The sequence below is a fragment of the Terribacillus saccharophilus genome (assembly GCF_002272745.1).
In the GTDB taxonomy this organism is placed as follows: Bacteria; Bacillota; Bacilli; order Bacillales; family Amphibacillaceae; genus Terribacillus; species Terribacillus saccharophilus_B.
In genome coordinates this window covers 739,450-763,650 of sequence record NZ_NPBD01000002.1, presented here as the reverse complement: position 1 = coordinate 763,650, position 24,201 = coordinate 739,450, and the positions used below count along the sequence as shown (strand labels likewise).

The 24,201-nt window shown below is 44.3% G+C and carries 24 protein-coding genes and 1 pseudogene; 23 read left to right on the top strand and 2 right to left on the bottom strand.

The window, feature by feature from the left end; genetic code table 11:
• Positions 1–12 precede the first annotated feature (12 nt).
• Genes aroE through CHH58_RS05665 form a run of 6 tightly spaced genes read left to right on the top strand, consistent with a single transcriptional unit; the run spans position 13 to position 3,395 of the window.
• A complete protein-coding gene (gene aroE / locus CHH58_RS05690) occupies positions 13–849 on the top strand; it encodes a shikimate dehydrogenase (RefSeq protein ID WP_095226861.1) in 837 nt (278 codons plus the stop codon).
• Between the two features lies 1 nt (position 850).
• Positions 851–1,141 (top strand): ribosome assembly RNA-binding protein YhbY, encoded by a 291-nt coding sequence (gene yhbY, locus CHH58_RS05685; RefSeq protein WP_095226862.1) that lies wholly within the window; start codon positions 851–853, stop codon positions 1,139–1,141.
• A gap of 11 nt (positions 1,142–1,152) precedes the next feature.
• Positions 1,153–1,722 (top strand): nicotinate-nucleotide adenylyltransferase, encoded by a 570-nt coding sequence (locus CHH58_RS05680; protein ID WP_095226863.1) that lies wholly within the window; start codon positions 1,153–1,155, stop codon positions 1,720–1,722.
• On the top strand, positions 1,709–2,281 hold the full coding sequence (gene yqeK / locus CHH58_RS05675) for a bis(5'-nucleosyl)-tetraphosphatase (symmetrical) YqeK (RefSeq protein WP_095226864.1): 573 nt from the start codon (positions 1,709–1,711) through the stop codon (positions 2,279–2,281). Before CHH58_RS05680 ends, yqeK begins: the two co-directional genes overlap by 14 nt.
• Entirely contained in the window at positions 2,281–2,637 is a 357-nt protein-coding gene (rsfS, locus tag CHH58_RS05670; protein ID WP_095218155.1) for a ribosome silencing factor, read from the top strand. Before yqeK ends, rsfS begins: the two co-directional genes overlap by 1 nt.
• Positions 2,637–3,395, top strand: coding sequence for a class I SAM-dependent DNA methyltransferase (locus tag CHH58_RS05665; protein WP_095233998.1), 759 nt, complete (start codon positions 2,637–2,639; stop codon positions 3,393–3,395). Before rsfS ends, CHH58_RS05665 begins: the two co-directional genes overlap by 1 nt.
• Before the next feature lie 51 nt (positions 3,396–3,446).
• Here CHH58_RS05665 and comER read toward each other — a convergent pair whose 3' ends face one another.
• Positions 3,447–4,271 carry a late competence protein ComER gene (comER, locus tag CHH58_RS05660; protein WP_095226866.1) on the bottom strand — a complete coding sequence of 275 codons (825 nt, stop codon included), beginning with the start codon at positions 4,269–4,271 and terminating at the stop codon, positions 3,447–3,449.
• 96 nt (positions 4,272–4,367) lie between these two features.
• Here comER and CHH58_RS05655 point away from each other — a divergent pair, with 96 nt between their 5' ends.
• The 4 genes and pseudogenes from CHH58_RS05655 (at position 4,368) to holA (ending at position 9,178) form a co-directional block, all read left to right on the top strand.
• Positions 4,368–4,976 carry a ComEA family DNA-binding protein gene (locus tag CHH58_RS05655; RefSeq protein WP_170937531.1) on the top strand — a complete coding sequence of 203 codons (609 nt, stop codon included), beginning with the start codon at positions 4,368–4,370 and terminating at the stop codon, positions 4,974–4,976.
• Between the two features lie 71 nt (positions 4,977–5,047).
• Positions 5,048–5,498: pseudogene (locus CHH58_RS05650) on the top strand (ComE operon protein 2); the annotation flags it as partial.
• A gap of 121 nt (positions 5,499–5,619) precedes the next feature.
• The gene (locus CHH58_RS05645) at positions 5,620–7,872 is read left to right on the top strand and encodes a DNA internalization-related competence protein ComEC/Rec2 (RefSeq protein ID WP_095262152.1); all 2,253 of its coding nucleotides are present in this window, start codon (positions 5,620–5,622) and stop codon (positions 7,870–7,872) included.
• Between the two features lie 268 nt (positions 7,873–8,140).
• Positions 8,141–9,178, top strand: coding sequence for a DNA polymerase III subunit delta (gene holA, locus CHH58_RS05640; protein ID WP_095226870.1), 1,038 nt, complete (start codon positions 8,141–8,143; stop codon positions 9,176–9,178).
• A gap of 66 nt (positions 9,179–9,244) precedes the next feature.
• On the opposite strand, the gene rpsT is transcribed toward holA, so the two are convergent.
• Positions 9,245–9,511, bottom strand: a complete 267-nt coding sequence (gene rpsT, locus CHH58_RS05635; protein WP_095218148.1) for a 30S ribosomal protein S20 — start codon at positions 9,509–9,511, stop codon at positions 9,245–9,247.
• Between the two features lie 158 nt (positions 9,512–9,669).
• Between rpsT and gpr the strand changes: the two genes are divergently transcribed.
• The 13 genes from gpr to deoC all read left to right on the top strand — a co-directional run bounded on the left by gpr (position 9,670) and on the right by deoC (position 24,164).
• Complete coding sequence (gene gpr / locus CHH58_RS05630; RefSeq protein WP_095226871.1) at positions 9,670–10,761, top strand: GPR endopeptidase; 1,092 nt, start codon at positions 9,670–9,672, stop codon at positions 10,759–10,761.
• Between the two features lie 85 nt (positions 10,762–10,846).
• Positions 10,847–12,052, top strand: coding sequence for a stage II sporulation protein P (gene spoIIP / locus CHH58_RS05625; RefSeq protein ID WP_249275037.1), 1,206 nt, complete (start codon positions 10,847–10,849; stop codon positions 12,050–12,052).
• Positions 12,049–12,366 (top strand): hypothetical protein, encoded by a 318-nt coding sequence (locus CHH58_RS05620; RefSeq protein WP_095226872.1) that lies wholly within the window; start codon positions 12,049–12,051, stop codon positions 12,364–12,366. Before spoIIP ends, CHH58_RS05620 begins: the two co-directional genes overlap by 4 nt.
• A 115-nt stretch (positions 12,367–12,481) precedes the next feature.
• Entirely contained in the window at positions 12,482–14,302 is a 1,821-nt protein-coding gene (gene lepA / locus CHH58_RS05615) for a translation elongation factor 4 (protein ID WP_095226873.1), read from the top strand.
• Positions 14,303–14,364: 62 nt separating this feature from the next.
• On the top strand, positions 14,365–15,525 hold the full coding sequence (gene hemW / locus CHH58_RS05610) for a radical SAM family heme chaperone HemW (RefSeq protein ID WP_095226874.1): 1,161 nt from the start codon (positions 14,365–14,367) through the stop codon (positions 15,523–15,525).
• Between the two features lie 76 nt (positions 15,526–15,601).
• Positions 15,602–16,630 carry a heat-inducible transcriptional repressor HrcA gene (gene hrcA, locus CHH58_RS05605; protein WP_095226875.1) on the top strand — a complete coding sequence of 343 codons (1,029 nt, stop codon included), beginning with the start codon at positions 15,602–15,604 and terminating at the stop codon, positions 16,628–16,630.
• Between the two features lie 65 nt (positions 16,631–16,695).
• Positions 16,696–17,256 carry a nucleotide exchange factor GrpE gene (gene grpE / locus CHH58_RS05600; protein ID WP_095232867.1) on the top strand — a complete coding sequence of 187 codons (561 nt, stop codon included), beginning with the start codon at positions 16,696–16,698 and terminating at the stop codon, positions 17,254–17,256.
• Positions 17,257–17,292: 36 nt separating this feature from the next.
• Positions 17,293–19,119, top strand: a complete 1,827-nt coding sequence (dnaK, locus tag CHH58_RS05595; protein WP_095226877.1) for a molecular chaperone DnaK — start codon at positions 17,293–17,295, stop codon at positions 19,117–19,119.
• Between the two features lie 150 nt (positions 19,120–19,269).
• Positions 19,270–20,394: a molecular chaperone DnaJ gene (gene dnaJ / locus CHH58_RS05590; protein ID WP_095226878.1), complete on the top strand. Its 1,125-nt coding sequence runs from the start codon at positions 19,270–19,272 to the stop codon at positions 20,392–20,394.
• A 19-nt stretch (positions 20,395–20,413) separates the two neighbouring features.
• Positions 20,414–21,352, top strand: a complete 939-nt coding sequence (gene prmA / locus CHH58_RS05585) for a 50S ribosomal protein L11 methyltransferase (RefSeq protein ID WP_095232866.1) — start codon at positions 20,414–20,416, stop codon at positions 21,350–21,352.
• A 15-nt stretch (positions 21,353–21,367) separates the two neighbouring features.
• Positions 21,368–22,114 carry a 16S rRNA (uracil(1498)-N(3))-methyltransferase gene (locus CHH58_RS05580; RefSeq protein ID WP_095226880.1) on the top strand — a complete coding sequence of 249 codons (747 nt, stop codon included), beginning with the start codon at positions 21,368–21,370 and terminating at the stop codon, positions 22,112–22,114.
• Positions 22,115–22,125: 11 nt separating this feature from the next.
• On the top strand, positions 22,126–23,472 hold the full coding sequence (mtaB, locus tag CHH58_RS05575) for a tRNA (N(6)-L-threonylcarbamoyladenosine(37)-C(2))-methylthiotransferase MtaB (protein ID WP_095226881.1): 1,347 nt from the start codon (positions 22,126–22,128) through the stop codon (positions 23,470–23,472).
• Between the two features lie 26 nt (positions 23,473–23,498).
• On the top strand, positions 23,499–24,164 hold the full coding sequence (gene deoC, locus CHH58_RS05570; protein ID WP_095232863.1) for a deoxyribose-phosphate aldolase: 666 nt from the start codon (positions 23,499–23,501) through the stop codon (positions 24,162–24,164).
• Positions 24,165–24,201 lie beyond the last annotated feature (37 nt).

Sequence of the window (24,201 nt, the reverse complement as noted above, 5' to 3'; positions counted from 1 at the left end):
GGGAGCGAGAAGATGAAAATATTGAAGTTAGGCCTGATCGGCCATCCAGTGGAGCACTCTTTATCACCATGGATACACACACAATTCATGGAACAGGCTGGAGTCGAAGGGGAATACAAGCTATACCCTATCGAACCAGATGTTTTTGATGAAAAAATTACAGCTTTACTGCAAAGCGGGATTGATGGCTTCAATATTACGGTTCCATATAAACAGCGCATCATCCCATTTCTTGATGAGCTTGATCCAGATGCAGCGAAAATCGGAGCTGTGAATACCGCAGTACGAAAGAATGGCAAATGGATCGGGTATAATACGGATGGATCTGGCTATGTGCGTGCATTGGAACAGGTGATTCCCTCGCAAGAATCCTTGCATGTGCTAATGCTTGGCGCAGGAGGAGCAGCTCGCGGAATATATCGTGCGCTGGTTGCAAATGGCTTCCGCTATGTTGATATCGCCAATCGTACAGTTTCTAAAGCAGAACAGCTGCTGCAATTACAGGAACCAAAATCGATTACGGAGATTTTGTCATACAAGGAAGCGCAACAGAAATTGGATAGCTATGATATCATCATACACACGTCAAGTGTTGGAATGAGTCCACATGACCGTGAGCAAATCATCCCGTTAGCCAATTTAAAATCTAATGCAGTGGTAAGCGATATCGTTTATAAACCGATTGAAACGATGCTGCTTCGAAGTGCCAAGCAGCAGGGGGCTATCATTCATCATGGCCATAGCATGCTTTTATATCAAGCACAGTACGCATTTGAAATCTGGTCAGGGCAACAAGTCGTGATCGGTGAATTATTGAATCAGCTGGAACAAAGATTAACGGAGGCATAATATGTTAACAGGTAAACAAAAAAGATATCTTCGCGCTCAAGCGCATCATTTAAAACCAATTTTCCAGGTAGGGAAAATCGGTGTGAACGATAACATGCTCGTCCAGATTGGCGAAGCATTGGAAAAACGTGAACTAATCAAAGTGAGTTTGCTTCAGAATTGTTTGGATGAGAAAGAGGATGTTGCTGCTACGATTGAAGAGGGTACAGGTGCATCTATCGTCCAAATTATCGGAAGTACAATCATCCTTTATAGAGAATCAGAAGATAATAAACAGATCAAGCTGCCGTAAAGGAGTAAGACATGAGAAAAGTCGGATTATTGGGAGGGACATTCGATCCGCCCCATCTCGGACATTTGTTCATTGCGCAGGAAGTCCAGCACAGACTTGGTTTGGATGAAGTGTGGTTCATTCCTGCTCACGAAGCACCGCATAAAGTAAAGTCCCATACCGATGCGGTTCTGCGTCTCGAGATGGTGCAGGCGGCAATTGCGGATAATCCAATTTTCCGTATGAATCCTATTGAGGTGGATCGTTTAGGCAAATCCTATACATTTGATACAATAAAGCTGTTACAGGAAATGCATCCGAATACTGCATTCCATTTCATCATAGGTGCTGATCTGGTGGAGAGTTTACACACATGGCATCGTATCGATGACTTAGTCGAAATGCTGACATTCGTCGGTGTCGGCCGGCCTGGATATGAGCTTGTGACAACTCACCCTGTCACCTATGTCGATATTCCGGAGCTTGAGATATCCTCAAGCATGATCCGTGCACGTGTCGAACAGGGGGCACCTGTACACTATCTTATTTCAGACGCAGTGTTCGATATTATAAAGGAGCAAAAGCTGTATGCAGAGAGATAGGGCATTGGCGATCGTTGAGAAACAGTTAAAGAAACCACGGTATGAACATACTATCCGTGTAATGGATACAAGTATCAGACTTGCAAAACAGTATGGTGCAGATGAAAAGAAAGCGGAGTTGGCAGCTATTTTTCATGATTATGCAAAGTATCGGCCACTCGAGGAAATGAAACGCTGGATCGAATCTGAACAACTGCCGAAGGACTTGCTGGACTATCACCATGAGTTATGGCATGGTCCGGTAGGAGCGCTTATGGTAAAGCGCGAAATCGGTATTAGCGACCCAGAGATACTGCATGCCGTCACTGTACACACAACTGGATGTGTTGGTATGTCAGTACTTGATAAAGTCGTATTTCTTGCAGATTATATTGAACCGGGCCGTGCTTTTCCCGGTGTGGATGAAGTACGTAAAGTTAGTGAGAACAATTTGGATAAGGCGTGCTGGATGGCTTCCCGAAATACGATCAATATGCTCGTCTCGTTGAACCGAAAAGTATACCCAGACACGTTCCATGCTTATAATGATTTATTAAACTCTACTGGAGGTAACACTTAATGGAAACTATTGAATTAGCACAAATAGCAGCAAATGCCGCAGATGCGGTAAGAGGGGAAGACGTTGTCCTATTGGAAATGAAGGAGGTCTCCTTGATTGCTGATTACTTCATGATTTGTCATGGAACAAGTGAGCGTCAAGTGCAAGCTATCGCCAGACGAATCAAAGAAAAAGCTGAAGAAGCTGGTGTGGAAGTGAAGCGGTTGGAAGGAATGGAGCAGTCAAGATGGGTGCTTGTCGATCTTGGAGATGTTGTTTGCCATGTATTCCACATCGATGAACGCAGATATTATAATCTTGAACGCCTGTGGGGAGACGCGCCGCAAGTGGAACCGGTATTCTCCCAAGAAAGCTAATGGCCGCATACGAGCGGCTTGCCGCCGTATATGAACGTCTGATGCAGGATGCACCTTATGAGCCATGGCAGCAGTTCATGCAGCAAATATTCGATAAACATGCTCAGATTGAGATCAATGAGATAGCCGATTTAGGCTGTGGAACTGGATATGTCACCAGGCAGCTTGCAAAGGCAGGCTATCATATGACAGGGATTGATCAATCCGAGAATATGCTTGCCTATGCTGCTTCCCGTGATACAAAACAGCAAGTGCGCTGGATACAGCAGGATCTGCGAGAGCTAGAGACAATCAAAGCAGATGCTGCAATCAGTATGTTTGATGTGGTCAACTATATTACGTCACCAGAAGATGTGCAGCAGGCTTTCTCCCGTATATGGCAGATGCTTGCTCCTGGCGGTGTTTTCCTGTTCGATGTCCATAGCATACGTCATATCGAAGAGGACTTGGCTGGTGAGGTTTTTGCTGAAATTCATGATGACCTTTCTTATACATGGTTCTGTGAAACCGGCGAAGAAAAGGGAGAAGTATTTCACGACCTTACTTTCTTCACTAAAGAGACGGACTCGGATAAATACGATCGCTTTGATGAATACCATCATCAGCGTACATATTCCATTGATACGTATATCTCCTGGCTTGAGGAAGCAGGCTTCCGTGTGTGCGGAGTATACGGTGATTTTGATATAGAACGGACCGAGCAATTGGAACAAGCAGACCGGCTGTTCTTTGCATGTTTGAAAAACCAGGAGGCATAATGCTGCTACCTGGTTTTTTTTGCAGGAAAAGCGAAGAATGTGTCGAATTTTTTAGTTGTACAATCCCTTTTGAATTGCTTCCTTTTCCTCCCGGAATTTTCGATGAGTTGCTTGGAATAATAGCTGAAACTGTTCAGTAGTTTCCTTTTCCAGTACTGCGATTCCTTCTCCTGTTATACCGCCTTTCACACAAACCTTTTTAATCAGTTCATCCAATGTATAATGTCCGTTTGCTAATAAAGTCCCGAGTCCAATTAGCATCTCTGAAGTTAAATGAGTGGCTTGTTCTTTACTGATTGCTGTTTCCTCCACTGCGCCATCGATAAATCGCTGCGCAAGGTAGCTGAAGAAAGCCGGTCCGCAGGAAACAATATCTGAAGCTACTCTCGTTATATCCTCTGGAATATAAAGCGGATTTGAATAACTGCTAACCAAATCGATTAGCGCAGCTTTGTTTCGATTTGACAGGCTCGTTCCGAATGTCAGCAGAGTCGTACCTGCTGCGGCCCTGTTCGTGATACTTGGAATGGCTCTAGCTACCTGACAAGGTACAAGTACTTCGAGATCTTCAATTGAATACGGACTAGTAATAGAGACTAGTACTTGATCCGGCTGTAATAGAGGATGAAGCTCGTGACAGACACCTGGCAAATGTGGTGGCCTCACACACAGAAACAAAATATCAGCATAATCTGCGATTTGGCTAGTGGATTCTGCCACATGTATAGATGGAAGAGCTTTTTTCCATTGAATTTCCTTTTCGGCAGAACGGTTCAAAATCATGATATCATCCTGGGCGATCGACCCGGAGTTCACCCATGTTTCCAGTAACATACCTCCCATATTGCCAACTCCGATTATTCCCCATTTCGTCATTTTAAACTCCTCCTCTGCTCATTTTCTTCTTATTTCCCAGTTACGCTGTTACCCATTTTATGTTTTATGGATATGAAATATGAAAGGAGGTTCAAGGTGCAAATAATTAAACAATATAGCTGGGCTATCATACTGGCTGCTGTAGCATTTGTTTTTTTAGTCATGTGGATTAGGGAGCAAAAAGGTGATGCTGCAGTGCAGCAGCTTGAAGAAGCTGTAAATCCTTCTGAGAATCAGTTGCTCACAGAAATACCAGCTGAAAATGAGTCTGTATCGGCTAATGCGAAGGTCAAGGTAGATATAAAAGGAGAGGTTCAGAATCCCGGTGTATACGAGCTTGCTCCAGACAGTAGAGTGGAACAGGCTTTAGATGCAGCAGGCGGGCTAACAGAGAATGCAGAGGGGCGAAGTATTAATCTTGCACAGCGAGTGGCAGATGAACAGGTTATCTATGTGGCGGCTATCGGTGAAGCTGATGTACCTGTTCAAACTGCGGGTTCGAGTACTTCTTCAGAGAAAATAAATATCAATCAAGCAGACAGCGATGAACTGACAGAACTGAACGGCATTGGGGAAGCAAAGGCACAGGCTATCATTACCTTCCGTGAGGAAAATGGTCCTTTCACTTCTATCGAGCAGCTTACAGAAGTACCTGGCATCGGGGAGAAATCATTAGAGAATATGAAGGAGCAGATCAGCTTGTAGAGCTGGTTGACGGATTAGAAGGGGGATTGTACACTTACTCTAGAAAAGGAAAGGAAAGGTGGCGAAGCGTCATGGAACGAATCGCATGGAATCAATATTTTATGGCGCAAAGCCACTTACTGGCGCTGCGCAGCACCTGTCAGCGGTTGATGGTCGGTGCGACTGTAGTCCGCGATAAAAGGATTATCGCGGGCGGTTACAATGGCAGTGTCACAGGCAGCAAGCACTGTGTCGATGAAGGATGCTATGTAATAGATGGTCATTGTGTGCGGACAGTGCACGCAGAAATGAATGCTCTTTTGCAATGTGCGAAATTCGGTGTGCCGACCGAAGGAGCTGAAATTTACGTGACACATTTTCCGTGCCTGCAATGCTGTAAAGCTCTGATACAAGCAGGCATCAGAACGGTTTATTATGCAAGTGATTATAAAAATCATCCTTATGCTGTTGATCTCTTTGCTGAAGCTGGTGTCACAACGGAACAGGTGGAGCTAGATGCAGTCGTAGTGGATACGAAGCCACAAGAGACGCGCAGTCTGATGGAAAAAGTCGTGGACAAGCTCAATCAGCTGGACGATATAGAAAGTCAACAGCTCGCTGAAGAAGCTGCATCTCGTTATCAACTCCCAAACAAAGAACGAATATGATCGGCAGATGGCATATTGTTGCGCTGGCAGCCCTTGGCGGGATGCTGGCGCATTCCTTACATTTTTCGGTACTGCTAGTCATACTTGTTTGGCTGAGTCTGTTGTATTACACAAAACGTATTCAATTCGCGCACCTGCTTCTGTCTTCAATTGCTTCTCTTTTATTTTTCGGCAACAGTATCCTCGGACAAGAAATTCCTCCCCAACTGCCGCTCGATGAGCCGATTCAGCTTACTTCCGCTATATCAGATATCTCCGAAACAAAAGAACGAATTCAATTCACTGCAAAAGATCCTTCTGGTTCGGCCTCTATCCTGGTGACATATTTCAAACAAGAAGAACACGAAACTGTATCTGGTTTATCTGCTGGAGCTAAATGTGTCATTAATAGCAGTCTTGCACAGCCTGCTCCTGCCACTAACCCAGGACAATTTGACTTTCAACACTATTTACGACAGCAAGGTATCTTTTATGAGATAGAACTTCAGAATCTAGGGGATATCTCTTGTACTGGAACATCACAATTCGGTCAGCTGCTAAAGGCACGAACATCGTTTTTGCATAAGACTGATAAAATCCTTGATTCTCATTCCGCTGCGTGGGTACAGGCGATGATAGCGGGGGAAGATAGCAAATTAGATGAGGAAACGGTGGAGCTGTTCAACCGCTGGAGCTTATCTCATATCCTTGCCATTAGCGGCATGCATATTGCATTATTTTCGGCGATCCTCTTCTTTCTCCTCACAAAACTCCAGATTCTCACGATTGAGAAGACCTATTGGTTTTTATTTGTCTTCCTAGCTGTTTACCCTGTATTTGCGGGTGGCGAGCCTTCGGTATGGCGTTCTGCTTTAATGGTAATGCTCATCATGCTGCTTATGCGATTTAGGGTTAAGCTGCCGATCATCGATAGTATCAGTATTGTTTTCATACTTTTACTCGTAATCGATCCGCATTATCTGTACCATATTGGTTTCCAATTTTCGTTTCTAGTCAGCTTGGCACTGCTATTGTCAGCCCGGTTATACACTGGTTCCTTTATCAGCGCACTGCTGGAAACAAGCCTATTAAGCCAGCTTGTCATTCTTCCTCTGCAGGTATCCCAATTTTATTACCTGAATCCATTGTCTGTTTTAATGAATCTCTTTGCTATTCCATTTTATACCTTTATTGCCATTCCGCTTTTATTACTAATCAGTATTCTGCTGTATCCTTTGCCCCGATTTGCTGCTCTTCTTGGAGAAAGTTTTCGATTTATCAATGAATTAGTGATTCGCATTATCCAATGGATAGATAATATAGCCTTTTATCCTTGGGTAACAGGGGAGCTTCCAATCGGTATCTCACTGCTTTATTTTTTGGTTCTTATTCTATTTTGTTCTGCTTGGGAGGAAGGAAAGCGGAGAAAGGCTCTTCGGTATGGTGCTTTGCTCACCTCAATTCCGCTTACGGCAGCATTGCTACCGTATACAAGCAGTACAGGATATGTAACCATGCTTGATATCGGACAAGGAGATGCGTTTGTCATTGAATTGCCTTATCGCAGAGGTGTTTATTTAATTGATGCTGCTGGCAGTATCGGAATGGACTTTAAGCCAACTGATAAGAATTTCGAACAAGTTATCAAACCATATCTGTATAAGCGAGGGATTGTTAAAGTGGATGGCGTTTTTGCTTCACATGCTGATCATGATCATATCGGGAGTATCGGCAAGCTGACAGAGGAGTTTCATGTGGAATGGGTGCGTACATCGGTCTATTTTGACCGTTCGAAAGCTAACCTATGGAATTCGGATACAAAGATAATTCCTTGGAAAGCTGGAGAGATGCTCCGTCTGCCTGGCTGGGAAATTCAGCTGCTGGCTCCTATCCGCGATAAAAAAGATCCAAACAAGAATTCGCTTGTTATGTATACGATGCTAGGCGGGAAGAGCTGGCTCTTTACTGGGGATATTGGCAAAGAGGAAGAACAGGAAATCATCCGGCGTTATCCGTCAATACGTGCGGATATTCTGAAGGTCGGACATCATGGCAGCAATACATCGACTGATTCAGCATTTCTTCAGCATATGAAGCCGGAGACAGCGTTAGTTTCTGCTGGGAGGAACAACCGATATGGTCATCCGTCACCAGAAGTGGTGGATAGCTTGATACAACAAAACATCCGTATCTGGCGTACAGATACGGATGGGGCGGTCGTCTATACCTTCTCAGGAAAGACAGGCACATTTAGCCCGTTCCTCCCATAAGATACGGTAGTTATAAATGAGGCAAATGAACTTACCACAGGCAACAGGTACTTACCTCGATTAGCAAGAGTTGTCACCTATAACCTGAGTGCTATCAGGATAACCTAGAGGTAAGAAAACACCGCTTAGCGTTACAGCCTCCGGAGCTGGCTAACAAGAGCGTTTATATAGATTGGGGGGGAACATTCAATTGTTCTCCTCTGTTCCACCTTGCGTTAATTCCTATTTGCCGATACGATAAACAATAGGATTACGTAGGAGTGAGAACATGTCATATACTGACGCTTTAAAAGCAATCAAGAAAAAGGATTTTTCACCTATATATTTACTATATGGCACGGAGTCTTATTTCATGCAGGATATAAAGGAAAAAATAGAGAAACAATTCGCCCTTTCCGATGGAACAAATGTTTCCGTCTATGATTTGGAGGAAACCCCAATCCAGGAAGTCATTGCGGATGCAGAGGAATATCCTTTTTTCAGTGAACAAAAATTAATACTTGCTTATCATCCTTTCTTTCTGAAAGCAAAGCCGGATAAGTCCGCAGTGGATCATCGTTTGGAAAGCTTGGAGCAATATGTAGAAAATCCAGCAGCTTGGACAACACTTGTTTTGTTAGCTCCATATGAGAAGGTGGATGAGCGCAAGAAAATCATTAAAAGCATTAAAAAGACAGGACAAGCTGTCGCATGTTTGCCTGTAAAAGAATGGGATTTATCGGATTGGATCGTTACGTTAAGCAAGGAGCATCAAATTGTGCTGGAGGATGCAGTTGCTGATTTGCTTATCCAGGAGGCTGGAACCGATCTTTCTATGTTGCGCGGAGAAATTGAGAAGCTTGCGCTCTATGCAGGTGAAGGAAGTAAAATAACCTTGGATATTGCGGAATCACTTGTTTCCCATCAGCAGACAAGCTCTGGATTAAAGCTGGTTGACAGCTTAATGGCAGGTGACCTGGCAAAGGCGATTTACATCTTCCATGATTTGATCAAATTGAAGGAAGAGCCGATTGCCTTGATAGCGCTGCTTGCTTCCCAGTTCAGGACAATTCTGCACGTAAAGCTTCTGAAGCATAAAGGGTATAATCAAGCGAAGATGGCAGAAGTAACAAAAGTTCATCCATTTGTGATTAAGCTTGCCTTAAAGCGGGAAGCGCACTTCTCGGAAGAAGAATTGAAACATATTCTATTTTTAGCTGCCGAAACGGATGCAGATTTGAAGCAGGGACGTATGGAAAAGAACCTGGCGTTTGAACTTTTGCTTCAGCAAATAGTAACAATACGAAAAAAAGCCCGGATGGTTTAATAAACCGCCGAGCTTTTTTTCTATTAAAAAACGATTCCTTCTAAAGGAATCGTTCTTCTAACCATATTATGCGCCAATAGCGTTAACTTTTTTAGTCAAGTTAGACTTCTGACGGTTAGCTTTGTTGCGGTGGATGACACCACTTTGTGCAGCTTTATCAATTTTGCTTGAAGCTGTTAGAAGAGCTGTTTTAGCAGTTGCAGCATCGTTGTTGGAAACAGCTGTTTCCACGTGTTTCACTGCAGTACGCAAGTCGCTTTTCAAAGCTTGGTTTCTTAGACGGCTATCGTTGTTTACACGAACGCGTTTAATCGCTGATTTAATATTTGCCATGTTTGTTTCACCTCCGGCACATTTCATCTTACAACAAAAGCCATTGTACCAAAGCGGAGCGATGTTTTCAACAATTCTTTTCGCTGATGGTGTCACTTTTCGTATGATTTGCTGTTAATCTGCTTATGCTAATGCTGACATTTGTGAAAAGTGGAGGGATGGTTTTGATTAAGCAGCTGCAAGTACGGACGGATTTAGCTATTGAAGCAAAGGATCTATATACATCGAGTGAACAGAAACAAGGAACGGCAGCAGGTATCTCTGTGACCGAGAAAAAAACAGAAGGTATAACCGTTAATTATGTACAAGTGAACGAAGAAGGATCAAAGCAGATAGGGAAGAAACCAGGTATCTATATTACGATTCATACGGAAGCAATAAAGAATCAGGACACAAAACAAGAAGAAGAGACAGCACTTGTACTTGCCAAGGAGCTGGAACAAATGCTGGCTGAAAACAACATTCCGACGGATGCGACTGGTTTGATAGTCGGCCTAGGAAACTGGAATGTAACACCGGATGCTTTAGGACCGGAAGTGATTGAGAAAATCATGGTCACAAATCATTTATTCAAGCTGCAGCCTGAGTCAGTGGAAGAAGGCTACCGACCGGTTTCTGCAGTATCACCGGGCGTAATGGGTACTACTGGAATCGAGACAAGCACCCTTATCCACGGGATAATTGAAAAAACAAAGCCAGACTTTGTCATAGCGGTGGATGCTTTAGCGGCTCGTTCGGTCAGTCGCGTAAATAGTACAATCCAGTTATCCGACACAGGCATCCATCCAGGCTCAGGCGTGGGCAATAAACGAAAAGAGCTGAGCAAAGAAACGCTTGGTATTCCTGTTTTCAGTATTGGCGTTCCTACAGTTGTCGATGCGGTTACAATTACGAGTGATACAATCGATTACCTTTTCAAGCATTTCGGCAGAGAGTGGAATGAAAAGGATAAGCCTTCTAAAGCACTTGTACCTGCAGGTATGCGATTTGGCAAAAAGGAATTTACAGAAGAAGATCTGCCAAACGAAGAACAGCGGCAGGCGATTTTCGGGATGGTTGGCGGTCTTGCAGAAGAAGAGAAACGTCAGCTAATTCACGAAGTGCTGACGCCGCTTGGGTCTAACCTTATGGTAACACCGAAGGAAGTAGATGGGTTTATTGCCGATATGGCTCATGTCATAGCAGCTGGCATTAATGGCGCTCTGCATGAAAAGGTCAATCCGGCAAATCTCTCGGATTACACACGCTGATTTCTTTCAAAGGTTCTACTTCAAGCTTCTCTCTCATAGATTCTAGTAGTGTTCAACTAGATTCAAAAAGAGAGGAGCTTCTTTCTTGGGAAAAAAGAAGAACAGCTATAAGCGAAAGCGTTCAGGCGTACTGTTTATATATAAGCGGACACTCATACTTGTCGGCTCCATCCTTTTTCTATTAACTGGTATAGCGGCGCTAACTTCTGCTGGGCCGGCATACCGGCTGTCCTCTCAAGCAATCACAGATTGGACAAGGCAGCTCGACAGCAGCATTTATCTGCATATACTCGGCAACGAAAATAAGGTTTTCGAAAGTGTTAGACCAGAAGAAGCTCCTTCAATCCAACTCTCTGCCGTTCTTATGCAGATGCTGACAACAATTAAACCGGATGACCCGCGCACATTGCTCGGCTCCGAGATTCCAGGTTTCTCTTTATATGAAAACCAGATCGTCATTGCGGGAGAAGGGACAAACTATACGAACCTGCCAATTGAGTCGGCTCAGCCAGATCATGTTATCGAGGAAGAGCCAACACAAGAGAAGGAAGAAGAGACACCGCCAGAAGAAGATCAGAATCCAACTGACGATAGTCAGGAACAAAAAGATGAGGAGCCTGCACCTTCTACGGGTGATAAAGATGTTGTTTTTATCTACTATACGCATAATCAGGAGTCTTATCTGTCTTCGTTGGATGCTGACCAAAAAGACAATGCTTATAACAAAAATGCTAATGTCACCGATGCTGGAGAGGCGATGGCGAAACGGCTGGAAGAGCTCGGTATCGGTACGATAGCCGACCAGACAGATATAGGAGCTATTCTAAATGAAAATGGCATGGCTTATCACCAATCCTATGATGCTTCAAGAGGAGTAGTTGAAGCTGCTGTAGCAGAAAATAAAGATGTTTCCTTCGTTTTCGATATTCATCGGGATAGCTTGAAGCGGAAAGACACCACTAAGGAAATCGACGGTAAAACTTATGCAAAAGTCGTATTCGTCGTCGGTGCGGAGAATAAAGAATATGAAAAGAACTTGAAGCTGGCAACAGATCTGCACAAAAAGATTGAAGAGAACTATCCCGGCTTAAGTAGGGGTGTCATCACTAAAAAAGGTGCAGGAGTCGACGGCGTTTATAATCAAGATGTTTCTGATAAAGCAGCTCTTCTGGAAATAGGGGGAGCGGAGAATACATTGGATGAAGCAACGCGGACCGCAGAATTGTTTGCGGAGATATTTGCGGATTATTACTGGGAAGCAGAAAAAGTACAAGGAGGACAAGCGGAATGAAATATGTAGTGGTTGTTCTGACGATGCTGACATTGTTCTTTGGCGGTATTTTAATCGGGATGGAAAAAGAGGATGTGCAGCTGGCAGAGCAGCCACCCGCTGTGCAGCAGCAGGAAGGACAGCTGACTGCATCTTCCTCATTTGATGGTGTAAAAAGCGAACCGGTACTTGAAAATACAGCACCGGTTTCGGATGAAGGAGCAGATAGCTCCATCGTCCAGCAGCTGGCAAGCGGACTTGGAAGTCTATTCACAGGTATCTGCTCTGTCATCATTACAGCGATTGAACAGCTTTCGATTGCTTTGTTCGGCTGAGGCAAAACCGCTTAAAAACATTGAATAAACAGGGCGCAATTGCTATAATCAATGCTAGTTATTGTTACGGCTGCTTCTTATTAGGCAGCTTCGGACAATTTAGGAGTGATTTTGATTGGTAGAGACAAACAGACGAAATCAGCAGCATGTGCGGAATTTCTCGATCATTGCACACATCGATCACGGGAAGTCTACACTGGCTGACCGTATTCTGGAGAAGACGAAAGCTCTTACTGCGCGTGAAATGAAGGCGCAGTATTTGGATGCGATGGATTTGGAAAGAGAGCGCGGCATCACAATCAAGCTGAATGCAGTGCAACTTGAATACGAACGGGAAAATGGCGAGACATATATATTCCATTTGATAGATACACCGGGACATGTCGATTTTACATATGAGGTATCCCGGAGTTTGGCAGCCTGTGAGGGTGCCATCCTTGTAGTGGATGCAGCTCAGGGTATCGAAGCCCAAACATTGGCCAATGTTTACTTGGCGATGGATAATGACTTGGAAATCATCCCAGTCATCAACAAAATTGATTTACCGAGTGCCGACCCAGAGCGGGTTAAACAGGAAATCGAGGATGTTATCGGCATCGATGCAAGCGACGCAATTCTGGCATCTGCCAAAGCGGGTATCGGTATAGAAGAGATTCTAGAGGCAATCGTCGACCGGATCCCACCACCGAAAGGGAATGAAGAAGCACCGTTAAAAGGATTGATCTTCGACTCCTTATATGATTCCTATCGCGGTGTTGTAGCGTATACTTGTATTAAAGAAGGTTCTGTAAAAGTCGGCGACAAGATTCATATGATGGCTACCGGCAAAGAATTCGAAGTCAATGAGGTCGGTGTATTTAACCCGGCTCCAGTTAAAAAGGACGAGCTAGTCGTTGGTGACGTTGGCTATCTGACTGCTTCTATAAAAAATGTTGGTGATACTCGAGTAGGGGATACCATCACTTTAGCTAATAATCCAGCTACTGAGGCACTGCCTGGTTACCGCCGGTTGAATCCGATGGTGTATTGTGGATTATTCCCTGTTGACGCGAGCAACTACAATGATTTGCGTGAAGCACTGGAACGATTGGAGCTGAACGATAGTTCCTTGCAATATGAAGCGGAGACATCCCAGGCACTTGGCTTCGGATTCCGCTGTGGTTTCCTTGGTCTTTTGCACATGGAGATCATTCAGGAACGTATCGAGCGAGAGTTCAATATTGATTTGATCACAACAGCTCCGAGTGTTATCTATAATGTCGTTATGACTGATGGCAGCGAAGTGCGCGTTGACAATCCGGCTGCTTTACCAGATGCACAATCACGCACAGAAGTACAAGAGCCTTACGTAAAAGCGTCGATTATGGTACCAAATGATTACGTCGGTACAGTCATGGAGTTATGCCAGAAGAAACGCGGTGATTTCCAGGACATGCAATATCTGGACGATGTTCGTGTGAATGTTGTTTACGAAATCCCGCTTTCTGAAATAGTTTATGACTTCTTCGATCAGCTGAAGTCTCAAACCAAAGGATATGCAAGCTTTGATTACGAACTCGTAGGCTATAAAGCATCCGATCTTCAGAAAATGGACATTCTTTTAAATGGCGATACAATAGATGCTTTATCCTTCATTGTGCACCGTGATTTTGCTTTTGAACGCGGGAAAACAATTGTAGAAAAGCTGAAGGCGCTTATCCCTCGTCAGCAATTCGAAGTACCAGTACAGGCCGCGATCGGGAACAAGATCGTTGCCCGTTCCACTATTAAAGCGATGCGTAAAAATGTCTTGTCTAAATGTTATGGCGGGGATATATCCCGTAAACGTAAATTACTTGAAAAGCAAAAAGAAGGTAAAAAACGGATGAAGATGGTCGGTTCCGTGGAAGTTCCACAGGAAGCGTTCATGGCCATCCTGCAAATGGACGATGAATAAAAAACAGACAACCCTTGTCCTTAATCAGACAAGGGTTTGTCATTGCGGAAGGAGGCAGCATGATGAACGAAGTGAAATCCGCTTATATTCATATACCTTTTTGTGAACAGCTTTGTCATTACTGCGACTTCACAAAGTTTTTCTATCGGGAAGATAGTGCTGATGAATATGTAGAAGCATTACGGAAGGAAATAGAGCATTATATTCCGAACAGGCAGCAAATGAACACGATTTTCGTTGGCGGAGGTACACCAACGGCATTAAATATGCAGCAGCTGGAGCATGTACTGAAGAGTGTTGACCGCGCATTTGATGTTCACGCAGCTAGAGAATATACATTTGAAGCAAATCCAGGGGACCTGTCATTAGAGAAGGCAAAGCTGCTTAAGCATTACGGGGTGGATCGAATCTCCCTTGGTGTTCAAGTGTTTGATGATAAATTGCTGGAGGCCATCGGCCGTGTTCACCGCGTCAAACATGTATATGAAAGTCTTGATCTGTTAAAACAGGCTGGCTTTGACAATATCAGCATAGACTTGATTTATGCACTGCCGGGACAAACATTGGAGCAGTTTGGGCATACTGTGGAAGAAGCCTTACAGTTCGATTTGCCGCACTATTCTTCTTACTCACTTCAGATTGAACCAAAAACGGTCTTTTATCAGCGTTACAAAAAGGGTACATTGAAAAAGGCGCCGGAAGAATTAGAAGCAAATATGTACAATCTGCTGCGCGATGAGATGAAGGCGCATGGCAGAGAGCAGTATGAGGTAAGTAATTTCGCGCTGCCGGGCAAGGAAAGCCAGCATAATCTTGCATACTGGAATAATGATTTCTACTATGGACTTGGCGCGGGGGCTCATGGGTACTTGCCAGGACGACGAGTTATCAACATTCGTCCACTCCCTGCTTATCTGAAGCAAGCAAATGAAAATGGTATTCCTGTTTTACATGAGGAGCCGATAGGCCGTAAAGAGCGCATCGAAGAGGAGCTTTTCCTTGGACTTCGGAAGAAAACCGGCGTGAATAAAGCAAGTTTCCGTAACAAATTCGGTATCGAGCTCACAGATGTTTATCGTAAACCTCTGGATCTGCTGATTAGCAAAGGCTGGCTCATAGAAGATGCTGAACATGTTGCCATGACCGAAGACGGATTCTTGTTCGGAAACGATGTATTTCAAGAGTTCCTTTTAGAAGAAGAACCGGCAAGCGTTTCGAATTGACAATTTTTCTAGGCTTTGTTACCTTATATGTATATTTAGCACTCCCTATAAACGAGTGCTAATCGAGGTGATGATCATGCTGACAGAAAGACAGCTGCGTATCCTTCAGGTTATAGTCGATGATTTTATTCAAACGGCGCAGCCGATCGGTTCGCGTGCTATCTCCAATAAGCAGGATGTTGCCTATAGTGCAGCAACGATTCGTAATGATATGGCTGAATTGGAGCAGCTTGGCTTGATCGAAAAGACGCATACCTCATCTGGAAGAATACCTTCCGAAAAGGGTTATCGCTTCTACGTGGATCATCTACTGACACCGTTTCATTTGTCGCGCCAGGATACGTCAGCAATCAAACAAACATTTTCGACGAATATTCGTCAGATGGAAGAAGTCGTACAGCAATCCGCCGCTCTGCTTTCAGAGCTGACGAACTACACTAGTATCATCTTGGGTCCGGAACTGCTGGAGACAAAGCTTAAGCATATTCAGATTCTGACTTTATCTGACTTTAGTGCTGTCATGATTTTAGTGACAGACACTGGTCATGTGGAACATAAATCCTTCCGTATACCGGATGGGATGGACCATGCTGAAATGGAAAAGGTAGTGAATATCCTGAATGACCGTTTGGCTGGGGTACCGCTTATGATGGTGCCTGGCAGACTTAAATCGGAAGTACAGGAACTGCTTAAGCAGCACACCGTCCATTTTGACACAATGTTCGCCTATCTGCGCTCGTTCATGGAAACGGAACAGCCGCTTAAGCTCTATTTCGGAGGCAAAACAAACATTCTGATGCAGCCCGATTTTCAGGATTTGAATAAGCTGCGAAGCCTATACACAATGATTGAGGAAGAAGGCGAGACGATTGCACGTCTTCTAAAGGGAGAACAGAATGGTCTGCATGTTTCCATCGGCACAGAGAACAAGCTGAGTGCAATGCAGGATTGCAGTTTTGTCACTGCGAGTTACACAGCGGATGGCATACACATGGGAACCGTTGCCTTGCTAGGTCCTACCAGAATGGAATATTCCCGGGTAATGTCGTTGATGCATGTTTTAACGAACAAACTGACCAGCGCCTATCAGGACTGGCAGAAATGAGTTGAATATGGCTTGCTTCACAGCAAGCCTTTCATATAAGCAATGCTTTTCAGGAGGTGACCATCATGGCAAATGAAGAAAAAGAAAAAGTGAATGAAACCGAAGAGCAGGAAGCTGTTGAAGCAGAAGTGATTGATGCAGCCCCAGCTGAGGAATCCGAAACTAACAATGAAGGCAGCGAACGATTAGCGCAGCTCGAGCAAGAAAAAAACGAGATGTATGACCGTCTGCTTCGCTTGCAGGCTGAGTATGATAACTTCCGCAAGCGTACACAGAAGGAAAAGGAAGCTGCCAGCAAATATAGATCTCAGGATTTGGCGGAAGCTTTACTTCCAGTTGTCGACAACTTGGATCGCGCCCTTCAAACTGTTCAGGATGAAGAAGCGAACAAAGGTTTCGTCGATGGTATCCGCATGGTACATCGTCAATTATTAGATGCTTTTGACAACCAAGGTATCGAAACTATCGAAACAGTTGGACAGACTTTCGATCCGCATTTGCACCAGGCAGTCATGCAGGTGGAAAATGACGAATACGAACCAAATACTGTCGTACAGGAATTGCAAAAAGGCTATAAGCTAAAAGACCGTGTCATTCGACCGGCTATGGTTCAAGTGAATCAATAAAGCACTACATATGCTGTAGAGGAGGAAAAATACAAAATGGGTAAAATCATTGGTATTGACTTAGGTACAACAAACTCTTGTGTGTCCGTAATGGAAGGTGGAGAAGCTCGCGTTATCCCGAACCCGGAAGGTAACCGCACAACTCCATCCGTTGTAGCATTCAAAAACGGAGAAAGACAAATCGGTGAAGTGGCGAAGCGTCAGGCAATCACGAATCCGAACACAATCCAATCCATTAAACGTCATATGGGTACGGATTACAAGGTGGAAATCGAAGGCAAGTCTTACACACCTCAAGAAATTTCTGCAATCATCTTGCAGTACATTAAATCTTTCGCTGAAGATTATCTAGGTGAAACTGTTGATAAAGCAGTTATCACAGTTCCTGCATACTTCAACGATGCAGAGCGTCAAGCAACTAAAGATGCTGGTAAAATTGCAGGTCTTGAAGTAGAACGTATCATCAACGAACCGACAGCAGCAGCGCTTGCTTACGGTATCAATACAGAAGAAGATCAAACGATCCTAGTTTATGACCTTGGCGGCGGTACATTCGACGTTTCCATCCTGGATATCGGTGATGGTACATTCGAAGTAATTTCCACTGCAGGTGACAACCGCCTTGGCGGTGACGATTTTGACCAAGTGATTATCGATCATCTTGTGGCAGAATTCAAGAAAGAAAACGGCATCGACCTTTCTAAAGATAAAATGGCGATGCAGCGTTTGAAAGATGCAGCTGAAAAAGCGAAGAAAGATCTTTCAGGCGTTACGCAAACACAAATTTCCCTTCCGTTCATCACGGCTGGTGCAGAAGGTCCGCTTCACTTGGAACTTTCTCTATCTCGTGCTAAATTCGATGAAATTTCTGCTGATTTGGTTGAGCGTACAATGGGCCCTACTCGTAAAGCGCTTAGTGATGCAGATCTTTCTGCAAATGAAATTGACAAAGTTATCCTAGTTGGTGGTTCTACTCGTATCCCAGCTGTTGTAGAAGCAATCAAAAAGGAAACTGGTAAAGATCCTTCTAAAGGAGTTAACCCGGATGAAGTAGTTGCACTTGGTGCAGCAATTCAAGGTGGTGTCCTTCAAGGTGATGTAAAAGACGTCGTACTTCTTGACGTAACTCCACTATCCCTAGGTATTGAAACAATGGGCGGCGTGTTCACAAAACTGATCGAACGCAACACGACAATTCCGACAAGCCACTCCCAAGTATTCTCTACTGCTGCTGATAATCAGACAGCTGTTGATATCCATGTTCTTCAAGGTGAACGTGAAATGGCTTCTTACAATAAAACGCTTGGACGTTTCCAATTGACGGATATCCCGCCAGCACCACGTGGTGTACCGCAAGTTGAAGTATCTTTTGATATCGACTCCAACGGTATTGTAAACGTACGTGCGAAAGATCTTGGCACAAACAAAGAACAATCCATTACAATCAAGTCTTCTTCAGGTCTTTCTGATGAAGAGGTAGAAAAAATGGTAAAAGAAGCAGAAGATAATGCTGAGGAAGATAAAAAACGCCGCGAAGAAGTAGATCTTCGCAACGAAGCTGATCAGCTTGTCTTCCAAACAGATAAAACATTGAAAGATCTTGCTGAAAATGTTTCTGAAGAAGATAAACAAAAAGCAGAAGCAGCAAAAGAGGAACTTAAGAAAGCATTGGAAGGTTCCGACTATGAAGACATCAAAGTGAAAAAAGATGCGCTTTCCGAGCAAGTTCAAGCATTGTCTGTAAAATTGTATGAGCAAGCAGCGCAGGCTCAGCAAGCACAACAAGAGCAAGGCGGAGAGAAAGCAGGCGACGATGTCGTAGATGCTGATTTCGAAGAAGTAGACGATAAAGACAAAAAGTAAGACGATAAGTAAAATCTAGTATCACCCGACAAGTCAAAGCCGCTTATAGAGCAGCTTTGACTTGTTACATGTTTAGCGCATTTGCTGCCTTTATGGCTTAATGGTATGATAAAATTTATGTATAAGAGAGAGTCGGGAGAGTGATTGTCAGTGAGTAAGCGGGATTACTACGATGTGCTTGGTGTCGGTAAAGAGGCCTCAAAGGAAGAAATAAAAAAAGCATATCGCAAACTTGCGCGCCAATACCACCCAGATGTGAATAAGGCGGAAGATGCAGCCGATAAGTTCAAAGAGGCAAAAGAAGCCTATGAAATACTCGGCAATGAACAAAAGCGTACCCAGTATGATCAGTTTGGCCATGCCGGACCGCAGAGCCAAGGTTTCGGCGGAGCTGGAGCTCAGGATTTTGGCGGATTTGGCGACATATTCGATATGTTCTTCGGTGGCGGCGGACGCCGCAGTGATCCGAATGCGCCTCGTCAAGGTGCAGATTTACAATACACTATGACGCTTAGCTTTGAGGAAGCAATCTTCGGAAAAGAAACCGATATTGAGATTCCAAAAGAAGAGGAATGTGATACATGTCATGGTTCAGGAGCTAAACCAGGCACCAAACCAAAGACTTGTACGCATTGTAATGGAAGCGGACAGCTTAATGTGGAACAAAATACACCATTCGGTCGTGTTGTGAACCGTCGTGTATGTAATACATGTAATGGAACAGGTAAAATCATTCCGGATAAGTGTAAGACATGCAGTGGTTCAGGACGAGTACGCAAACGCAACAAAATCCATATCAAAGTCCCGGCAGGCATCGACGATGGACAGCAGATCCGTGTATCTGGTAAAGGAGAAGCCGGTGTTAATGGAGGACCTCCAGGAGATCTTTATGTAGTCATTCAAGTCCGCAGTCATGAGTTCTTTGACCGGGAAGGCGACAATATTTATTGTGAAATGCCGATTACATTTGCTCAAGCAGCACTTGGTGATGAAATTGAAGTACCGACAGTTCATGGCGCAGTGAACCTTAAAGTTCCTGCAGGTACTCAAACAGGTCGCACCTTCCGTCTTAAAGGTAAAGGGTCGCCAAATGTACGCGGATATGGTCAAGGAGATCAACATGTGAAAATTCGTGTTGTAACACCAACGAATTTATCGGACCGTCAGAAGGAGCTATTGCGTGAGCTCAATGATATTAGCGGTAATGACCCAACTGATGAACAGAATGACAGCATTTTTACACGTATGAGACGTGCGTTCAAAGGTGAGTCTTAATAAAAGGAGTGACGTGCACGTGAAATGGGCGGAGCTGTGTATCCATACAACGAATGAAGCGATTGAGCCGATTTCTAATATCCTGCATGAAGCAGGTGCCAGCGGTGTTGTGATCCAAGATCCAGAAGATTTGGTCAAGGATCACAAAACAACTTTTGGTGAAATCTATGCGCTGGATCCAAATGATTATCCGGCAGAAGGCATCTTTGTGAAAGCATATTTGCCTCTTAATAGTTTCTTGAATGAATCTGTGAATGAGATTAAGGCTGCAATCACAAATCTAAAAGAATATCAGATTGACATCGGAGCAAACGAAGTGTCAGTCAGTGAAGTAGATGAAGAAGATTGGTCTACAGCCTGGAAGAAATACTACAAACCAGTGAAGATCTCCGAAAAGTTCACTATCATACCGACTTGGGAAGATTATACACCGGTAGCAAGTGATGAAGTGATCATGGAACTTGATCCAGGCATGGCTTTTGGTACAGGAACTCATCCGACGACAGTACTAAGTGTACAGGCAATTGAACGTTATATAAATAAAGGCGACATTGTTATTGATGTTGGTTCCGGTTCTGGTGTGCTGAGCATCGCTGCCGTACTGCTTGGTGCTGAGCATGTACATGCATTCGATCTCGATGATGTAGCTGTCAACAGTACTAAGATAAATGCTGAGCTGAATCAAGCAGCTGACCGTATTACGGCCAGTGCGAATAATTTGCTTGAAGGTGTTGAGGTTGAAGCGGACGTTATCGTATCGAATATCCTTGCTGAAATCATCTTGAAATTCACAGATGACGCATACAAATTGATCAAACCAGGCGGTCTGTTCATTACGAGCGGCATTATCAGCCAGAAGAAAGGCGACGTAAAAGACGCCTTGATCGCATCTGGTTTCGATATTGTTGAAGTCAATGAAATGGAAGATTGGGTCGCCATCATTGCAAAGAAGAATTAAAGCAGAGGTGAGCGTATGCAACGCTATTTCGTAGAACCTGCTAATTGGCAGGATAACCGGATTACATTGAGTGGGCAGGATGCCCATCATATCATTCGCGTGATGCGGATGAAAACAGGTGACACAATTATCTGTGTCCATCCGGATGGGCATGCAGCAAAATGTGAAATTGACGAATTGGCGTCAGATCATGTTGCTGTATGCGTAGTAGATAAAGTCGACATGAATACTGAAATGCCAGTATCAGTGACGATTGCCCAAGGACTTCCCAAGGGTGACAAACTGGAATGGATCGTGCAGAAAGGAACCGAATTGGGTGCAACTGCATTTGCTCCTTTCCAAGCTGCTCGTTCCGTAGTAAAATGGGACGAGAAAAAGAAGGACAAGAAGCGGCAGCGGCTCGAAAAGATTGCTAAAGAAGCTGCAGAGCAGTCCAGCCGTTTGATTATCCCAGCGATCGAAGATGTGCAATCCTTCCAAATGCTGCTTGATAGCAGCGATACATACAAGCACAAATTGTTCGCTTATGAAGAGGCGGCAAAAGGATTAAAGGCAGAGCCGCTTCGCTCTGTTTTCCAGCACATTTCACCATCAGATAATGTGCTTGTCGTAATCGGACCAGAGGGCGGATTCAGTGAATCAGAAGCAGATGCGCTTCAAAATGCAGGTTTTGCACCTATCAGGCTCGGGCCTCGTATTTTACGCACGGAAACCGCACCATTGTATATGTTGGCTAGTCTATCGTACCATTTTGAAGAATGAGGTGTTTTACCATGCCTACAGTGGCATTCCACACATTAGGTTGTAAAGTAAACCATTATGAGACGGAAGGTATTTGGCAGAAGTTCAAAGCTCAAGGCTATGAAAGGGTGGATTTTGATCACCAGTCTGACGTGTATGTTGTCAACACATGCACCGTTACGAACACTGGGGATAAGAAAAGCCGCCAAGTCATCCGCCGGGCTGTACGAAAAAACCCTGAAGGTGTCATTTGTGTTACCGGTTGTTATGCGCAGACTTCACCTGGTGAAATCATGGAGATTCCGGGAGTGGACATCGTTGTGGGTACCCAGGGCCGGGACAAGATGATTGAGCATATCGAGGAATTCAAGGTGAAGAAAGAGCCGATCAACGGAGTTTCAAACATCATGAAAAACCGTGTCTTCGAGGAAATGGATGTACCTGCCTTTACTGATCGTACGCGGGCGTCATTGAAAATTCAGGAAGGCTGCAATAACTTCTGTACCTTCTGTATTATACCTTGGTCCCGCGGATTGCTGCGTTCCCGTAACCCGGAGGACGTCATGAAACAGGCCCAGCAGCTTGTGGATGCTGGATACAAGGAAATCGTCCTTACTGGAATTCATACTGCAGGATACGGCGAGGATATGCAGGATTACAATTTTGCAAAATTGCTGCGGGAATTGGAAAATAACGTACGCGGATTGAAACGGATTCGTATTTCATCCATTGAAGCAAGTCAGATCACGGATGAAGTCATCCAAGTTCTGGATGAATCTGAGAAGATCGTACGTCACTTGCATATTCCGCTTCAATCTGGTTCTGATTCCGTTTTGAAACGCATGCGCCGTAAATATTCTTCAGACTTCTATCGCAGCAAAATTGATAAAGTGAAGAAAGCTTTGCCTAACCTTGCCATTACGAGTGATGTAATTGTCGGATTCCCAGGTGAGACAGAAGAGGAATTCATGGAAACATATCGTTTCATCCAGGAAATCGGCTATAGCGAGCTTCATGTGTTCCCATATTCTAAACGTACGGGAACGCCTGCTGCACGTATGACAGATCAAGTGGATGACGAGACAAAGAATGAGCGTGTGCATCGTCTTATTACACTTTCGGATCAGCAAGCGAAGGAATATGCTTCTCAGTTCGAGAATGAAGTTTTGGAAGTGATTCCGGAAGAACTTTATGATGAAAACGAATCCAACACGTTATATGTTGGCTATACGGATAACTATTTGAAAGTTAAATTTGAAGCAACACCGGATATGGTTGGTAAAATTGTCCGCGTGAAGCTGACAAAAGCTGGCTATCCGTATAATGAAGGTCAATTCGTCCGGGTAATGGATGAAGAGGAAGCAAGCATAACTATCTAACTTGACTATAAAAGGAGTTATTTCTCTTGGAAAATATTGCTGCATATATTGATCACACACTACTAAAGCCGGATGCAACAAAGGAACAGATCGACGTGATTGTCGAGGAAGCTGCAACCCACAAATTCGCTTCTGTCTGTGTTAATCCTTACTGGGTTTCCCATTGTGCCCAGCAGCTGAAGGGTACAGATGTAAAGGTTTGTACTGTCATCGGATTCCCTCTTGGCGCATCAACTAGTGCCGTAAAAGCTTTGGAAACAAAGGATGCTATTGAAAAAGGTGCTGGTGAGATTGATATGGTCATCAACGTTGGTGCTCTGAAATCTGGCGACTTAGTGACAGTTGAGTCTGACATCCGTGCAGTTGTGGAAGCAGCAGCAGGTGTACTGACGAAAGTAATCATCGAGACATCCTTGCTGACTGAGAAAGAAAAAGTAACCGCTTGTGAGCTTGCTGTGAAAGCAGGAGCTGATTTCGTCAAGACATCTACTGGATTCTCCGGCGGCGGTGCAACAGTTGAAGATATTAAATTGATGCGTAAGACTGTCGGTCCGGACATTGGTGTAAAGGCTTCCGGTGGCGTACGTGATCGCGAAGCTACGCTTGCTATGATCGAAGCGGGTGCTACTCGTATCGGTGCCAGTGCGGGCGTTCAGATCATCGCAGGCGTTGCTGGAAGCAGCGATTACTAAGAACAATTGTGAAATGTGCATGATTCTGCACCTTTCT

Bases quoted from the DNA above. Each gene is read 5' to 3' on its own strand.
- gpr (WP_095226871.1), top strand. From the start codon at position 9,670: ATGGTTTTGATTAAGCAGCTGCAAGTACGGACGGATTTAGCTATTGAA.
- CHH58_RS05620 (WP_095226872.1), top strand. From the start codon at position 12,049: ATGAAATATGTAGTGGTTGTTCTGACGATGCTGACATTGTTCTTTGGC.
- rpsT (WP_095218148.1), bottom strand. From the start codon at position 9,511: ATGGCAAATATTAAATCAGCGATTAAACGCGTTCGTGTAAACAACGAT.
- dnaK (WP_095226877.1), top strand. From the start codon at position 17,293: ATGGGTAAAATCATTGGTATTGACTTAGGTACAACAAACTCTTGTGTG.
- CHH58_RS05645 (WP_095262152.1), top strand. From the start codon at position 5,620: ATGATCGGCAGATGGCATATTGTTGCGCTGGCAGCCCTTGGCGGGATG.
- CHH58_RS05665 (WP_095233998.1), top strand. From the start codon at position 2,637: ATGGCCGCATACGAGCGGCTTGCCGCCGTATATGAACGTCTGATGCAG.
- CHH58_RS05680 (WP_095226863.1), top strand. From the start codon at position 1,153: ATGAGAAAAGTCGGATTATTGGGAGGGACATTCGATCCGCCCCATCTC.
- hrcA (WP_095226875.1), top strand. From the start codon at position 15,602: ATGCTGACAGAAAGACAGCTGCGTATCCTTCAGGTTATAGTCGATGAT.
- rsfS (WP_095218155.1), top strand. From the start codon at position 2,281: ATGGAAACTATTGAATTAGCACAAATAGCAGCAAATGCCGCAGATGCG.
- mtaB (WP_095226881.1), top strand. From the start codon at position 22,126: ATGCCTACAGTGGCATTCCACACATTAGGTTGTAAAGTAAACCATTAT.
- grpE (WP_095232867.1), top strand. From the start codon at position 16,696: ATGGCAAATGAAGAAAAAGAAAAAGTGAATGAAACCGAAGAGCAGGAA.
- holA (WP_095226870.1), top strand. From the start codon at position 8,141: ATGTCATATACTGACGCTTTAAAAGCAATCAAGAAAAAGGATTTTTCA.
- comER (WP_095226866.1), bottom strand. From the start codon at position 4,271: ATGACGAAATGGGGAATAATCGGAGTTGGCAATATGGGAGGTATGTTA.
- CHH58_RS05580 (WP_095226880.1), top strand. From the start codon at position 21,368: ATGCAACGCTATTTCGTAGAACCTGCTAATTGGCAGGATAACCGGATT.
- yqeK (WP_095226864.1), top strand. From the start codon at position 1,709: ATGCAGAGAGATAGGGCATTGGCGATCGTTGAGAAACAGTTAAAGAAA.
- hemW (WP_095226874.1), top strand. From the start codon at position 14,365: ATGAACGAAGTGAAATCCGCTTATATTCATATACCTTTTTGTGAACAG.
- aroE (WP_095226861.1), top strand. From the start codon at position 13: ATGAAAATATTGAAGTTAGGCCTGATCGGCCATCCAGTGGAGCACTCT.
- yhbY (WP_095226862.1), top strand. From the start codon at position 851: ATGTTAACAGGTAAACAAAAAAGATATCTTCGCGCTCAAGCGCATCAT.